This is a genomic window from Roseateles sp. (assembly GCF_036486225.1).
Classification (GTDB): domain Bacteria; phylum Pseudomonadota; class Gammaproteobacteria; order Burkholderiales; family Burkholderiaceae_C; genus Roseateles.
On the sequence record NZ_DASVNZ010000159.1, the window covers coordinates 1 to 15,153 of the forward strand.

At 68.8% G+C, this 15,153-nt stretch carries 14 protein-coding genes; 8 read left to right on the forward strand and 6 right to left on the reverse strand.

What is annotated here, in order from left to right:
* The first annotated feature begins 64 nt into the window (after positions 1-64).
* From VF536_RS11060 to VF536_RS11075, 4 genes are all read left to right on the forward strand, one after another.
* Positions 65-412, forward strand: coding sequence for a hypothetical protein (locus VF536_RS11060; protein WP_331614900.1), 348 nt, complete (start codon positions 65-67; stop codon positions 410-412).
* Positions 413-422: 10 nt separating this feature from the next.
* Positions 423-998: a cell division protein FtsI gene (locus VF536_RS11065; protein WP_331614901.1), complete on the forward strand. Its 576-nt coding sequence runs from the start codon at positions 423-425 to the stop codon at positions 996-998.
* 7 nt (positions 999-1,005) lie between these two features.
* Positions 1,006-1,791, forward strand: coding sequence for a flagellar basal body L-ring protein FlgH (locus tag VF536_RS11070; protein WP_331614902.1), 786 nt, complete (start codon positions 1,006-1,008; stop codon positions 1,789-1,791).
* Positions 1,792-1,969: 178 nt separating this feature from the next.
* Positions 1,970-2,740, forward strand: coding sequence for a hypothetical protein (locus VF536_RS11075; protein WP_331614903.1), 771 nt, complete (start codon positions 1,970-1,972; stop codon positions 2,738-2,740).
* Positions 2,741-2,755: 15 nt separating this feature from the next.
* On the opposite strand, the gene VF536_RS11080 is transcribed toward VF536_RS11075, so the two are convergent.
* From VF536_RS11080 to VF536_RS11095, 4 genes are all read right to left on the reverse strand, one after another.
* Positions 2,756-3,301: a cysteine hydrolase family protein gene (locus VF536_RS11080; protein ID WP_331614904.1), complete on the reverse strand. Its 546-nt coding sequence runs from the start codon at positions 3,299-3,301 to the stop codon at positions 2,756-2,758.
* A 112-nt stretch (positions 3,302-3,413) separates the two neighbouring features.
* Positions 3,414-6,416 carry a TonB-dependent receptor gene (locus VF536_RS11085; RefSeq protein ID WP_331614905.1) on the reverse strand — a complete coding sequence of 1,001 codons (3,003 nt, stop codon included), beginning with the start codon at positions 6,414-6,416 and terminating at the stop codon, positions 3,414-3,416.
* 8 nt (positions 6,417-6,424) lie between these two features.
* Positions 6,425-7,285 carry a hypothetical protein gene (locus VF536_RS11090; protein WP_331614906.1) on the reverse strand — a complete coding sequence of 287 codons (861 nt, stop codon included), beginning with the start codon at positions 7,283-7,285 and terminating at the stop codon, positions 6,425-6,427.
* 56 nt (positions 7,286-7,341) lie between these two features.
* The gene (locus VF536_RS11095) at positions 7,342-7,707 is read right to left on the reverse strand and encodes a hypothetical protein (RefSeq protein WP_331614907.1); all 366 of its coding nucleotides are present in this window, start codon (positions 7,705-7,707) and stop codon (positions 7,342-7,344) included.
* Positions 7,708-8,453: 746 nt separating this feature from the next.
* Here VF536_RS11095 and VF536_RS11100 point away from each other — a divergent pair.
* The 4 genes from VF536_RS11100 (at position 8,454) to fdhD (ending at position 13,897) form a co-directional block, all read left to right on the forward strand.
* Positions 8,454-10,124 (forward strand): OFA family MFS transporter, encoded by a 1,671-nt coding sequence (locus tag VF536_RS11100; RefSeq protein WP_331614908.1) that lies wholly within the window; start codon positions 8,454-8,456, stop codon positions 10,122-10,124.
* A 179-nt stretch (positions 10,125-10,303) separates the two neighbouring features.
* Positions 10,304-12,664, forward strand: coding sequence for an FdhF/YdeP family oxidoreductase (locus tag VF536_RS11105; RefSeq protein WP_331614909.1), 2,361 nt, complete (start codon positions 10,304-10,306; stop codon positions 12,662-12,664).
* 10 nt (positions 12,665-12,674) lie between these two features.
* On the forward strand, positions 12,675-13,040 hold the full coding sequence (locus VF536_RS11110; protein ID WP_331614910.1) for a hypothetical protein: 366 nt from the start codon (positions 12,675-12,677) through the stop codon (positions 13,038-13,040).
* A 20-nt stretch (positions 13,041-13,060) separates the two neighbouring features.
* The gene (gene fdhD, locus VF536_RS11115) at positions 13,061-13,897 is read left to right on the forward strand and encodes a formate dehydrogenase accessory sulfurtransferase FdhD (RefSeq protein WP_331614911.1); all 837 of its coding nucleotides are present in this window, start codon (positions 13,061-13,063) and stop codon (positions 13,895-13,897) included.
* A 5-nt stretch (positions 13,898-13,902) separates the two neighbouring features.
* Here the strand turns inward: fdhD and VF536_RS11120 are convergent, their stop codons facing one another.
* Together VF536_RS11120 and VF536_RS11125 are read right to left on the reverse strand one after the other, a co-directional pair.
* Complete coding sequence (locus VF536_RS11120) at positions 13,903-14,433, reverse strand: hypothetical protein (RefSeq protein ID WP_331614912.1); 531 nt, start codon at positions 14,431-14,433, stop codon at positions 13,903-13,905.
* A gap of 102 nt (positions 14,434-14,535) precedes the next feature.
* Positions 14,536-15,153: ABC transporter permease (locus tag VF536_RS11125; protein WP_331614913.1), on the reverse strand; the 618-nt coding region annotated here is incomplete at its 5' end.

The window sequence follows — 15,153 nt, forward strand, 5'->3', positions numbered from 1 at the left end:
ACGCTGTCGCTCGACACGGCCTCGCTGGCCGCGCGCGGCTGAGCGCCGCCGCCGGGAGTTCCCCTTGAGCAGCGTGCCCCTCCTGTCCAGTCTGGTCGCCCTGGCGACGTCCTCCGACGGCTCGCATGAGAGTGGCCGCGCCGCCGCCTCGGGCGGGTCGTCGGGGTCCTCGCGCGGCGGCGCTCCCAGCCTGACGCTCGGGCCCGTGCTCGGCGTGACCGCGACCATCAGCGCCAAGGGCCTGCAGGCGCTGGCGAGCGACGCGGCGGACGCCGTCGAGACCGCCGCCGAGGTCGTCACCGACACGGTCGGCGATGTCGCCGGCGGCGTCGGCAACGTGCTCGGCAATGTCGTCGGCTACGGCGTGATGGCCGCGCTGGGCGGTGTCGCCGTGCTCGACGAACTGGTGTGAGGACGGGGCCATGCGCATTCGACCCGCGCGCCGGCCGCGCGCATCCGTCAGGCTCATCGGGTTCATCGGCGTCGCTGCGCTGACAGGACTCGGCGGCTGCAGCGCGCTGAGTCCGCTTCCGGCCTGGGAACTGCTCAAGGGCGCCGGCACCGCGACCTCGACGGCGCTCGCGACCGCCGCGCCGGCCAAGGCCAGCAACACCGTCCATCACGGCGACGCGCCGGTGCGCACGCTGTGCATCGAGTTCAACCGCAATGCGCCGCTGGAGGACCTGGTCCCGGCGATGCAGGCGGAGCTGAAGGGGCAGGGCGTGGACAGCCGCGTGTACGAGCCCGGCACCGGCCTGCAGCAATGCGGTGTGTGGCTGCGCTACGTCGCGACGATCGAATGGGGCGTGCCGCCGATGGCCAGCGGCTACCGCGCCAACCTCAGCGCCGCGTCGCTGAGCCTGCACCGGTCCGACGGGACGCTGCTGTCGACCAGCAGCTACGTCGCCGAGGAGAACTTCGGCCTGGCCCGCTGGGCCGGGACGCGCAACAAGATCGCGCCGGTCGTGAAGGCGCTGATCACCGGCTTCCAGAGCTGAGGGGGGAATGATGTCGAAGAACAAGTCCCGGGGCGCGATGAACGCGTCCACGCTGCGGATCCCGCAGCCGACCACGGAGCGGTTCAAGGAGCGGTCCGCGTGGCGGTCCACGGGGCCGTTGGCGGCCGTCGTGATGGGCGCGCTGGGCACGCTGGTCGCGTGTTCCAGCACGCCGCCCACGGTGGCCGGTCCGATGATGGTCACGCCGCCGCAGGCGCCGATGTACATCGAGCGGCCCAGCAACGGCGCGATCTACCAGCCGAGCATGTCGCCGACCTCGCTGTTCTCGGGCGAGAAGCGTCCGAGCGCGATCGGCGACACGATGAAGGTGGACATCCAGGAGACGCTGAAGGCGAGCCAGAAGCAGACCACCGACACGGCCCGCGACAACAAGCTCGCGGTGCGCGGGCCGGGCGGCCAGAGCAAGATCGGCGCGGTGGAGCGGCTGCTCAACATCGACGCGACGGCCGCGGGCAGCGATTCCTTCAAGGGATCGGGCACGACGGAGACGGACAACAGTTTCACGACGACGGTGGCGGTGAGCGTGATCAACGTGCTGCCCAACGGCAACCTGCTGGTGGCGGGCGAGCGCAACGTGGGCCTGAACAAGGGCGTGAACACGCTGCGTTTCTCGGGGATCGTGAATCCGCGCGACATCCGCCCGGGCAACCTCGTGTCCTCGCGCGACGTGGTGAACGCGAGCCTGGAGAGCGTCGCGCAGGGCGACGTGTCGGAGGCGTCCTCGCGCAGCTGGCTGCAGCGCGTGCTGGCAAGGAGCCTGTCCATCTGGTGACGCGCTGATCGCCGCGCGGTCAACCCGCAAACCGGGCCGGGGCCACGGGCCTTATCCACCGATCGGGATCGGCGGCCCGCTTCTATAACCCACGATTCGCCGTCATGGCCTTCGCGAACCTTCCGCAATTCGGGCGGAGGGCGGAGCCTTGTCCGGCGGATCTCACGCAGAACACACCATGAGCACGAGAGGGACGCGGACGCCGACGCATGACGGCGCACCGGACGCGACGAGCGACGACTGGCTGGCCGACGGCCAGATCCGGACGTATCGGCGCGGCCAGAAGATCATCGAGGCCGGCACGCCGCTGGCCGAGTGGATCGCGATCAGCGGCGGCGCGGCCTTCCTCGCGGCGAAGGTCGCGGCGGACACGCGCGTGGCCGTGGCGGCGCTGTGGCTGGGCGACGTGATCGGGGCGGACTCGCCGCTGGGCAAGCTGGCGGCGCGGTACGACGTGACGGCGCTGGTGGACGTGACGACGATCCACATCCCGATGCCGCGGATGAAAGATGCGAGCGTTCCCCAGCGCGACGCGGCGACGGGCGAGTTGTACGCGGCGACGGCGTCGCGGCTGCAGGACCAGATCACGATGCGGCTGGCCGGCAACGGCTTCCAGCGGCTGATCAGCGTGCTGGCGACGCTGGCGGCCGCGCTGAGCAGTTCGCAGCGCGCCGGCACGGTGGGCAACAGCCTGGCGCTGCCGGTGTCGCAGGCCTGCATCGGGCAACTGTCGGGGCTGTCGCGCCGTCAGACGTGGATTTACCTGGGTCAGCTGGCGGAACGCGGCTGGAGCCGGACCTCGCGCACCAAGGTCACGCTCGAGGGCCTGAACGCGTGGCTGAGCCTGATGGGTGAGGTCGAATCGCGCGGGCTCGACTGCATCGCGACCGTGGATCAGTGCGACATGACCTTGTCGCAGCTTGCCAGTTCGCGAACGACCCTCAAGTGATCCGAGCTCGGCGGATCAGGTCGTCTCGAACCGGATCTCCGCCGCCTTCTTCGCCTCCATCGTCGGCCCGAAGCTGTTGAGGTTGCGCAGGATCAGCGTGTGGTGGTCGATGATCTGCGGCGCCGTGAGGTCGCCGTAGGCGATCGTCGTGTGGCCGTCCTCGACCAGCGTGACGTCGTAGCCCGAGCTCAGCGCTCGGCGCGTCGACGTGTCGACGCAGAAGTCGCTCTGCGCGCCGCAGATGACGAGGTGCGTCACGCCGAATCCCTTCAGCACCGCATCCAGTTCGGTCTTGTGGAACGAGTCCGGCGAGGTCTTGAACACGCGCCGGTCGTCCGGCGTCACGTGCAGGCGGTCGTCGATCTGCCAGCCCTCGCTGCCGTGGCGCAGCGGCTCGTAGCCGTCTTCCTCGTGCTGCACGAAGACCACAGGCGTGCCGCTCTCCCGCGCCTGCGCGATCAGGCCGTTGATGCGGCCGATCACGGCCTCGACCTCGTGGCAGGCGTACTCGCCGACGCAGAGCGCGCGTTGCAGGTCGATGATGAGCAGGGCAGTGGTCATGGCATCCGGCCGTTGGCGATGAACGATGACGGCCAGCATACCGGCGAGGCCGCCGTGACTGCCGATCGTCATGTCATCCGGCGCTGTCCCCGCTTTGTGGTGTGCGCCCGCCTCAGAACTTGTAGTTCAACACCACCCGCATCGCGCGGTTGTCGCCGCGGATGTTGTTGGGCTTGTCGAGGTTGAGGTTGTCGCCGCCCAGCCGGTTGGGCGTCGCCCCCGGCTGTGGCGCGTTGCCGATCCAGTCGTCGAAGCCGCCGTAGTTGTCGGCGCCCAGCACGTTCAGCACGTCCAGTCGCAGCGCGACCTGGTGGATGCCGTACTTGAAGGCCTTGCCGATGCTGATGTCGACCTGGCGGAAGCTCGGTGAATCGCCTTCCACCAGGAAGCACTGCGGCGTGCCGCCGATGCAATTCGTCAGACGCCGCGGGAAGCCGCTCGCGTACGTGCCCTTCGCCGAGAAGGTCAGCCCCCAGGGCAGCAGCTTGTCCGTCATGAACGCGCCGACCAGCCGGTGCCGGTCCACCAGCGTGCTCGGATTCCAGCCGCGACCCGCGCGGCCGTAGGTCCAGTCGAAGGTGTCGTTGCTCCATTGGAGGTTGGTGGTCTTCGCGTCGCTGTAGGTGTAGGCCAGCGTGGCCGTCCAGCCGGACGATTCCGAGTACGGCTTCTCCGCCTTCACGAACACCGAGTCCGTCCGCGTCCGGCCGATCGAATCGCCGAGCACGACCTGACCGAAGCCTGGCGGCCCACCCCATAGCGGATCGATGGACGACTGCTGCGCGAAGCCGCCGTTGGCATCGCGGTTGCCGCTGAACCAGACGAACTGGTTCTTCGCCTCGACGCGGCTCAACGCGATCTCGCCGTTCCACGTCTTCGTGAGCGCCTGCCGCAGCCCGATGCTGAACTGGTCCGCATAGGGCATCTTCAGGTCGTTGCGGATCAGCCAGATCTCGCCGCCGGTCGCCTGGTTCTTCTGCAGCTCGTCGAGCGCGTGGTTGGCCATCGTGCGGTCGTAGCTGCGGCCGTAGCCGCCGAAGACCACCGTGTTGCGGTTGCCGAAGACGTCGTAGGAGAAGCCGACCCGCGGCGCGATCGCGTTCTTGAAGGCCTTGCGGGAATTGCCGCTGCTGATGTACTGCGACACGTCGATGCCGCCCTTGGCCAGCGACTGCGCGTAGGTCTGCCCCGCCGGCGGCACGATGCCGTAGCGCTCGCCGTCCAGCGCCATCAGCGCCGCGATGCGGTCCGCCGGCGTCGCGTACGCGTTGTTGAGCATGTTGTCCTCGTAGTCCCAGCGGACGCCGAGGTTGAGTTCGAGCTTGTTGGTGACGCTCCAGTCGTCCTGCAGGTACAGCCCCCACTGCTTGTTCTTGAAGCTGGCGCCCGAGGCCGCCGACGCGCGCCGGATGTTGCACTGCGCGCTGGTGCTGCCGTTGTTGGAGACGTTGGTGCCCAGGCAGTTCGTGCCGTCCCAGTAGGGCAGGCCGGTGACGTTGTCGATCAGCACCTCGACCGCGTCGACCGAGTTGGCCGTGCCGCTGAGGTCGTAGCGCATGTCCTTCAGCTTCACACCGCCCTTGAGCACGTGGCCGTCGAAGCCGGTGTAGGTGAGCTCCTCCGACACGAAGGTGCCGCGTTGCTTGCGCCGCTGCGCGTCCGGCGAGCCGCCGTCCAGGATCACGTCCTGCGACGCCGTCAGCACCTGCGGCGAGGCCGTCGACACCTTGTAGCGGACCAGCGCCGTGTCCGACGCCGACTTCGGATTCCAGAGGTAGTCCTCGTAGCCGATGCGCGCCTCGCTGAGCCAGTCGTCGCGCGACCACTCGTGCTTGAGGTCGATGCGGGTCTCGTCGTTGCGGCGCTCCTTGTCGTTGCCGGGCAGCGAGAGGTTGCGGTCCTCGGCGATGCGGTCGGTCTCGCGGCGCAGCCGCGCGCTGAGGGTCAGGCGATGCTCGTCGTTGAGCTGCGCGTCGAGCTTGCCGAAGAACAGGTCCTCGTGGAATGGGTCGACCTGGTTGCCGCGTCGCGCGAGCAGCTCCGGCACGATGCCGGCGTTGGGCAGCTTCTCGAAGTTCTGGCCCGCGATCTGGCGCGAGTCCTCGATGCGTTTGGCGTCGTAGGCGACGAAGAAGTGCAACTTGTCCTTGACGATCGGACCGCCGACGCTGCCGCCGTACTCGTACTTCTCCGACGACGGCCGCGGGATGCCCTGGGCCTCGCGCTCCTTCTCGAGCGAGTTCATCGATCGCCAGTTGGTGCCGGTGCGGTCGCCGTAGAGCTCGCCGTGGAACTCGTTGGTGCCGGACTTCGTCACCGCCGTGATCGCGGCGCTGCTGACCTGGTCGAACTCGGCCTTGTAGTTCTGCGTCAGCACCTTGTATTCGGCAATCGCCGACTGCGGGAACGGGTTGCCGCGCGTGTCCGACTGGCCGCTGACGCCGCCGCGCAGGATGTTGTTCTTCTGGCCCACGCCGTCGATGAAGACGTTGAGGTGGTCGAAGTCCTGCGCGCCCGACTGCACGCGGCTCAGGCCGCTGGAGTCGGTCGAGAACGCGACGCCCGGCGCCAGGTCCGCCGCGCTGAGGAAGTTGCGCGTGTTCTGCGGCAGCGCCTCGATCATGCGCTGCGACACGACGGTGCCCAGCTGCGAATCCTTGACGCCTTGCCGGCTTGCGTTGCCTTCGACGGTCACCGTGCCGAGCTGGATCGCATCCGGCGTGTCTGCCACCGGCACTGCGCCGAGGTCGAGCGACGCGCTCTCGCCGACGGACAGCGTGATGCGCTCGGTCTTGATCGGCTTGCCGTCGGCGCCGGCGACGCTGACCACGTACTCGCCAGGCGCGATGCCGATCAGCGCGTAGCGGCCGTCCGCACGCGTGCTGGTGCGGTAGCGGGCGCCGTTGGCGCTGTTGGTGGCGGTGACCGACAGACCGCCGGGCTGGATGCCGGACGGCGCGGTCACAAGACCGCGCACCGTCGCACGGCTCACCTGGGCCTGCGCGGAGGTCGCCACGCCGGCGGCGAGCGCGACAGCGACGGCCAGCGCCAGCGCGGGCCGGGCGAAGCAAGGGTGTTTTGCGGTCGTCGACCGCGAGGGGCGAGGGGCGGTCATCGACCGCTTCAGGTGGACGGACCGGCCTTGGCGCGGCGCATCTGCTCCGCGAAGACCTGTTCCATCGCCTTCTTTTCAGGCAGCACGTACACGATGCCGCCGCGCTTGCCGAAGGTCGGCCAGAGCGTCTGCTCGAAGAATTTCACCGGCATGTTGATGCAGCCGAAGCTGATGCGGTTGTCCTTGGGCGTCGGCGAGGCGAGCCGCTCCAGCCGACGTTCCGCGGGGTTGGTCGGGCGCACGCGGTGCATGGACACGGCGGCGTCGTAATCGACCCAGAGCACGTCCTCATGCCCGGCGTTCTTGCCGGGCTGCGCGACGAAGCGGCCGGCCGGCGTGGTGCGCTCGTTCGGGCGCACCTCGGCGATGGGCCTCAGGCCGATGCCCGCGACGCTGTCGTCGCCGGCGGCGTAGCCCAGCAGCACCGGCGTGGTCGCCTGGAGCTTGCCTTCGGGGCTGAACACCAGCACCTGGGCCTGGCGCTTGTCGAGGATCGCGAACGGTCGACCGTTGTGATCCCAGCCCGCCATCACCCATTGGGCGAGCTGGCGGGCCTGCTTGGAAACCTTGGTCTTGCCGAAATCGGCCTTGCCGGTCCGCAACACTGGCGCGGGGGCGTGGACGACCGGCTGGACCGGGGCGGGGGTGGTGTGACGGGCCACGACGGGCGGAGCCGGCCGCAGCTGCTTCATCAGGAAGGTGGCCGCCGGCCAGGCCAGCAGCGCGCCGGCCAGGCCCAGGACCAGACCCTGCGCCGCCCATCCCGCGCGTTCCCGCAGGTGCTCCGGGATCCACCCCGAAACCAGCCTCGAGGGCGGCTTCGGTGGCGGCGGATCGCTGAAGTAGTACCCGCTGGAGGCGCGCAGCATGGTGGGCTTTCAGGGAGAGGCTAAGTCCGGGCGTGGCGGCGTAGGACGCTCACCGATCAGTTGCGGTCGGCGCGCGGAGCCGGCGTGCCGGCGCTGGTCGGTTCGGTCGGCAGCGGATCCTGCTGCGACTGCGGCTGCTGGTTCTGCCACTGGTCCGTCGAGGACGGCTGGGTCTGTTGCGACTGCGCTTCAGGCGTGGTCTGGTCCTGCTGCGTGGTCGCCTGGTTCGACTGGTCGGCCGGCGTCATGCTCTGGTCGGCAGGGGCCTGCTGTTCCGTCTGCGTGGCGGGGTACTGTTCCTGCGTGGCCTGGGTCTGGGTCGACTCGGTCGAGTTCTCGACCTGCGCATAAGCCAGGCCCAGCACGCTGGCGAAAGCGGTCAGGGCGACGGCACCGGTCACGAGGGATTTGGTTGCGTTCATTTGGGTCTCTCCTTTGGGCTTGAGGGGCCGATCGGTGGAGATCGGTTAGGACCAACTTTGGACCGTCGGAGGGGAGTCGGACGTGGGCTGATGTCGCGAGGGTTTGTAGGACAACCGGCAGGTTTCACCCCGATACATCCGCGTGTTCATCGGGGCAAACGGCGATCCCTGGAGGCGTCGCGCCCCTGGCGGACGCTCAAGAAAAAACCGGACGGCCCCTGAAGGGCGGTCCGGTGAAGAAGGCGCTGATGGACGCCTTCGGAGACAGGAGACATCTGAACAATAGGCATTCACCCCGATCGCATAAATGCTGCGCCGCGCAACGCACCGTTGTGGGGACCTCAACAATCCGCCCTGGTGCCGGGCCGGCCCCCATGCCGCCTGGGGATCCCACCGCCTCCAGGGGGTGTTGTGCGTTGATCGCCCAAACTCCCGACGGCACATTCGGTTACCGCCCGGCGTTTCATAGCTGCCGGCTGTCGGTTTCGTGCGATAGATGTCCGCTCGCTATGTGTGGTTGTCAATGGATGTCAGTGACATGCGTCAAGATCGCGCCCGCCGCGAGCGTTCTGCGCCAACTTTTTCAGCCCGTCACCAGAAATCGATTTCCTAACGGTTTCTTGATGCCGAAGGGGACGGGGAGGTCGGAACACGGGACGCGGCCGGACGGTACCGTTTGAGGGTTCGTTGCCGTTCGACATCAGCGGGCCGCGTCGCGGCCGCCTTTCATTGTTTGAGGAGGACCCATGTCTACTGTGCTGACCGATCAGGGCGGCGGATCCGCCGGCGCTAGCTGGCTGGACAAGGAGCGCACCATCGCCGCTCCCGGTTTCAACCGCTGGCTGGTGCCGCCGAGCGCGCTCGCCATCCACCTGTGCATCGGGATGGCCTACGGCTTCTCGGTGTTCTGGCTGCCGCTGTCCAAGATGCTGCAGACCGCCGGTACCGGCGCCGCGTGCGGCAAGGATGTGGGCTTCTTCGCCCAGCTGTTCACCACCCAGTGCGACTGGAGCGTCGCGACCCTGGGCTGGATGTACACGCTGTTCTTCGTGTTCCTCGGTTGCGCGGCCGCGATCTGGGGCGGCTGGCTGGAACGCGCCGGTCCTCGCAAGGCCGGTCTGGTGTCGGCCGTGTGCTGGTGCGGCGGCATGCTGATCTCCGCGATCGGCATCCACACCCACCAGTTCTGGATGATGATCCTCGGCTCCGGCGTGATCGGCGGCATCGGACTGGGCCTGGGCTACATCTCGCCCGTGTCGACGCTGATCAAGTGGTTCCCGGACCGCCGCGGCATGGCGACCGGCATGGCCATCATGGGCTTCGGCGGCGGCGCGATGATCGGTTCGCCGCTGGCCGTCGAACTGATGAAGCACTTCGCCACCCCGACCGACGCGGGCGTGATGCAGACCTTCGTCGTCATGGCCGTCGTGTACTTCCTGTTCATGGTCGCCGGCGCGCTGGGTTACCGCGTGCCGCCCACCGGCTGGAAGCCTGAAGGCTGGACGCCGCCGGCGGCGCAGGCCAGCAACACCATGATCACGCAGCGCCACGTGCACGTGAAGAAGGTCTGGGGCATCCCGCAGTTCTGGCTGGTGTGGATCGTGTTGTGCATGAACGTGTCCGCCGGCATCGGCGTGATCGGCATGGCCAGCCCGATGCTGCAGGAGATCTTCGGCGGCTCGCTGATCGGCGTGCAGGCCAAGTTCGCCGAGCTCGACAAGACGCAGCTGGCCGCGATCGCCGCGATCGCCGGCGGCTTCACCGCGCTGCTGAGCCTGTTCAACATCGGCGGCCGCTTCGTGTGGGCGTCGCTGTCGGACAAGCTGGGCCGCAAGCTGACCTACACCGTGTTCTTCGTGCTGGGCGGCCTGCTGTACGCCAGCCTGCCGAGCAGCGCGGCCGCCGGCCACAAGCTGGCCTTCGTGGGCGCGGTCTGCATCATCCTGTCGATGTACGGCGGCGGCTTCGCCACCGTGCCGGCCTACCTGGGCGACCTGTTCGGCACGCAGATGGTGGGCGCGATCCACGGCCGCCTGCTGACCGCGTGGGCGACCGCCGGCATCCTGGGCCCCATCGTCGTGAACTACATGCGCGACTACCAGCTGGGTCTGGGCATCCCGCGCGAGCAGGTCTACAACCAGACGATGTACATCCTGGTGGGCATGCTGGTCATCGGCCTGCTGGCCAACCTGGCCATCCGCCCGGTTGCCGACAAGCACTTCATGACCGACGCCGAACTGGCCGTCGAGAAGAAGCTGGCGCACGAGAAGGCCGCCGCCGCCGAAGTGGGCAGCGGCCCGGGCGCCGGCTCCGCGACGCCGACCGCGCTGGTCGCGCTGGCCTGGCTGGCCGTGGGCATCCCGCTGGCATGGGGCATCTATCGCACGCTGCTGAGCGCCGCGAAGTTCTTTTCTTGACCCTCACTGCACGGCGCTGACTGCCAGCGCCGATACTGTGAACACGATGGCAGGCCTCGGTCTGCCATTCTTCCTTTCTAGCGAGGGGCGGGCCGAGTGCCGGGCCGTCCCAAGCCGGCCCGCCACCCCCTCGGGGGGTGGTTTGAACGGGCCGCGGCCCGATCAAACCGGGGGTACACATGAGCGAGCAGAAGATCCACTTCTACAAGGGACCGGCCGGTGGCTGGGGCGCGCTGAAGAGCGTCGCGAAGCACCTGCAGGCACAGGGCGTCGCGGTGAAGGGGGCGAAGACGCTGCTGTCGGCCAACCAGGCGGACGGTTTCGACTGCCCCGGCTGCGCCTGGCCCGATCGGGATCACCGCTCGACCTTCGAGTTCTGCGAGAACGGCGCCAAGGCGATCGCCGCCGAGGCGACCGCGCACCGCGCCACGGCCGAGGTGCTGGGCGGACACACCGTCAGCGAGCTGGCCGAGTGGTCCGACTACGACCTCGAGAACATGGGCCGCATCACCGAGCCGCTGGTCTACGACCGCGCCACGGACCGCTACACGCCCATCGCCTGGGACGACGCCTTCGAGCTGATCGCCGCGCGCCTGAACGCGCTGAGCAGCCCCAACGAGGCGATGTTCTACACCTCGGGCCGCGCCAGCAACGAGGCCGCGTTCCTGTACCAGCTGTTCGTGCGCGAGTTCGGCACCAACAACTTCCCCGACTGCTCGAACATGTGCCACGAGCCCAGCGGCCAGGGCCTGAAGCCGACCATCGGCATCGGCAAGGGCACGGTGACGCTGCACGACTTCGAGAAGGCGGACGCGATCTTCATCATGGGCCAGAACCCTGGCACCAACCACCCGCGCATGCTGGGCGAGCTGCGCGAGGCCTCCAAGCGCGGCTGCAAGATCGTCAGCTTCAACCCGCTGCGCGAGCGCGGCCTGGAGCGCTTCGCCGATCCGCAGGACAAGATGGAGATGGCGACGCTGGGCAGCACGCCGATCTCGACCAACTACTTCCAGCTGCGCATCGGCGGCGACATGGCCGTGATGAAGGCGCTGTGCAAGCGCGTCTTCGAGCTGGACGACGAGGCGGTGGCCGCCGGCGGCGAGCGCGTGCTGGACCTGGGCTTCATCGCCGAGCACACCCACGGCATCGAAGAATTCGAAGCCAGCATCCGGGCCGAAAGCTGGGAAGCGCTGGAGGCCGAATCCGGCCTGTCGCAGGAGCAGCTCTGCGCCGCCGGCGACCTGTATGCGCAGGCCAAGCGCGTGATCATCTGCTGGGGCATGGGCATCACCCAGCACCAGCACTCGGTCGCGACCATCCAGCACATCGCCGCGCTGCTGATGCTGCGCGGCAACCTGGGCCGCGAAGGCGCGGGCGCCTGCCCGGTGCGCGGCCACTCCAACGTGCAGGGCGACCGCACGATGGGCATCTACGAGAAGCCGCCCAAGACGCTGCTGGACCGCCTCGGCCAGGTGTTCGGTTTCGAGCCGCCGCGCGAGAACGGCTACGGCACCGTCGAATCCATCCAGGCGATGCTGGACGGCAAGGGCAAGGTGTTCTTCGCCCTGGGCGGCAACTTCGCCTCGGCGACGCCGGACACGATCGCGACCTGGAAGGCGCTGCGCAACACCGACCTGACCGTCCACGTGACGACCAAGTTCAACCGCAGCCACACCATCCACGGCAAGGAGGCGCTGGTGCTGCCGTGCCTGGGCCGCACCGAGATCGACATGCAGGCCGCCGGCCCGCAGGGCGTGACGGTGGAGGACTCGATGAGCATGGTGCACATCTCCAGCGGCATGAACGCGCCGGCGTCGGAGCATCTGCTGTCGGAGCCGATGATCGTGGCGCGCCTGGCGGCCGCGACGCTGAAGGGCCGTTCGAAGACGCCGTGGCTGTGGCTGGTGGAGGACTACTCGCGCATCCGCGACAAGATCGAGGAAGTCTTCGACGACTTCGCCGGCTTCAACGAGAAGATCAAGGTGCCGGGCGGCTTCCGTCTGCGCAACACCGCGTCGGAGCGGGTCTGGAACACGCCGACCGGCAAGGCCAACTTCATCGCCTACAAGCTGCCGACGGACACGCCGCTGCATCAGGCGCGCGCGCGGCTGCGCGGCGACGAGAAGACGGTGGTCTTCAACCTGGCGACGGTGCGTTCGCACGACCAGTACAACACGACGATCTACGGCAACGACGACCGCTACCGCGGCGTGTGGGGCCATCGTCGCGTGGTGTTCATCAACAAGGACGACCTGAAGGCGATCGGCATGAAGGCCGGCGAGTGGGTCGACATCACCAGCGTCTACAGCGACGGCGACACGCGTCGTGCCGAGAAGTTCGTGCTGATCGAGTACGACATCCCGCGCGGTTGCCTGGCCAGCTACTTCCCGGAGACCAACTCGCTGGTGCCGCTGAGCAGCGTGTCCATCGGCGCCGGCACGCCGACGTCGAAGTCCATCCCGGTGGTGCTGACGCTGCGCACGCAGGACGCGCCGCTGCCGCAGGACCAGGCCCGCTCGGTGGCGGGCGTGAGCGCCTGAGGACGCGACCATGAGCGCAGCCGGCGCGCCCGCCGCTGAGATCCGGGACGACCCCGACCGTCAGGTCGAAGAGGGGGTCGAGGAGATCGAGGACGACGGCGACGTGGCCGCGCAGGCGCGCTTCGCGTTGGAGACGCTGGCGGAGCTGGACGGCGGCAACGGCGTGTCGCTGCCGCGGCTGGCCAAGCGCACGGGGCTGCGCGTCAGCGTGCTGCTGCGGCTCTACACCTTGATGAGCGATGCGCGCGTCGGCGACGCGCAGGGACCCGGCTGGGTGCGCCTGCACGTGGATGAAGACGGTCGATGGATCGCCCGCATCACGCCGGCGGGTCGCGGCGATGGCGCGGACGACGCGGTCGCGGAGACGGCGCGATGAGCGACCCCATGAGCGACCCCATGAGCGAAACCTGCGCGCCGCCCGACGATGACGACGCACCGCTGCCGTCCGCGCTGATCGCGGTGCGGCCGGAGCGGCTCGGCGCCACGCGCGCGGCGGACGAGGAGTTCGTCGCCGAGGAGGTGCCGATCGCGCTCGAGTACAACGGCCTCTCACACGCGGTGATGCTGGCGACGCCGCTGGACCTCGAGGACTTCGCGCTCGGCTTCTCGCTGACCGAAGGGCTGCTGGCCTCGCCGGCGGATCTGCTCGACGTGGAAGTGCGGACGCGGCCCAACGGTGTCGCGCTACAACTGCGCGTGACGGCACGCTGCGAGGCGCTGCTGAAAGAGCGGCGCCGCAGCATGGCCGGTCGCACCGGCTGCGGCCTCTGCGGCACGGACAACCTCGATCAGGTGTTCCGCGTGCCCGATCGGCCAGTGCCAGCGTTGCCCGCAGGGCTCGCCGACGCCGATGCCCTCGTGCCCGCGCTGTCGCGCGCGATGCGGGAACTCGCCGCCGCGCAGCCGCTGCAGCAACGCACGGGCGGCATCCACGCCGCCGCCTGGTGCCGCCCCGATGGCAGCGTCATCCTCGCTCGCGAAGATGTCGGCCGCCACAACGCACTCGACAAGCTGATCGGCGCCATGGCCAAGGCCGGCATCGACGCGTCCCAAGGCTTCGCCGCCGTCACCAGCCGCGCGAGCTTCGAGATGGTCCAGAAGGCGGCGATCGCCGGCATGCCGATGCTGGCCGCCGTCAGCGCGCCCACGCACCTGGCGATCCGCACGGCGCAGTCCTGCGGACTGCGGCTCGCGGGCTTCGTCCGCGAAGGCCGGGCGACGCTCTACGCCTGAGCGCTTCAGAACTTGCAGCCCATGCCCAACTGGGCCATCACGTCGATCTGAGCCGATCCATCCGCCTTGCGGCTGAGCTTGGACGGCATCCGGAATCGCGCGGCGCACTCCGTCGCGTCGAGTCCCAGGCCCCGCAGCATCTGCTTGGGGCCTTCCATGCCGATGCTGACCGCGTGATGCGCACGCTTGGGCGGCGGGCCGATGGGCGCTCCCTCGCGCGGGAGTTCGACGACCTGGATGTCGAGGCCCCGGCTCAACATCACATTGGATCGCGAACTGTCGGCACGGGCCGCCGGAGACGACTGGAGCCGCGTCCGCAACGCGGCGAGCGACGCCTGCAGCGCCAGGGGCCGGCGCGCTGGTTCAGTCGGCGTCGTCGCCTCGGCCGCCGGGGCTTCCGTCGCGGCAGCCCAGGGGGCTGACGCCGAAGGCGCCGGATCCGCCGCCGCAGGCGCGGCCACCGCCATGCCCGCGACGCCGAGCGTCGCCGCCGCGCCGACGACCTTCCGCCATGTTCTCTGTGTGGCGTGCCCCATGTGGTCCTCCAAGCTCCAACCCGCGAGCCCTCACGGTGCGCGCGGGTGCTGAAGCGCGGCTGAAGCCGAGGTCAGGACTTTCCCCCGTGGGCATGGGGGATCTCAGTCGAGCGTCTGCCGGTATCTGAGCAGCGCGATGGTTCCCGCGACCAGCAGGAAGACCAGCATCGGCCAGAGCTCCGGCACCAGCTGCTGGAACGAGTTCCCCTTGAGCATGATCCCGCGCACGATGCGCAGGAAGTGCGTCAGCGGCAGCGCCTCACCGATCACCTGCGCCCATCGCGGCATGCCGCGGAACGGGAACATGAACCCCGACAGCAGCATCGACGGCAGGAAGAAGAAGAACGTCGCCTGCAGCGCCTGCAACTGGTTCTTCGCCAGCGTGGAGAAGGTGAATCCCACCGCCAGATTGGCGAGCATGAACACGCCGATCATCGCCAGCAGCAGCGTGAAGCTGCCCGCCATCGGGATCTGGAACAGCAGCGCCGCCGCCAGCAGGATCACCCCCAGCTGCACGTAGCCCAGCACGATGTAGGGCAGGATCTTGCCGATCATGACCTCCAGCGGTCGCACCGGCGTCGCGAGCAGGTTCTCCATCGTGCCGCGTTCGCGCTCACGCGTCATCGCGAGTCCCGTGAGCATCACCATCGTCATCGTCAGGATCGTGCCGATGAGGCCCGGCACGATGTTGTAGCGGGACAAGCCCTCCGGGTTGTAGCG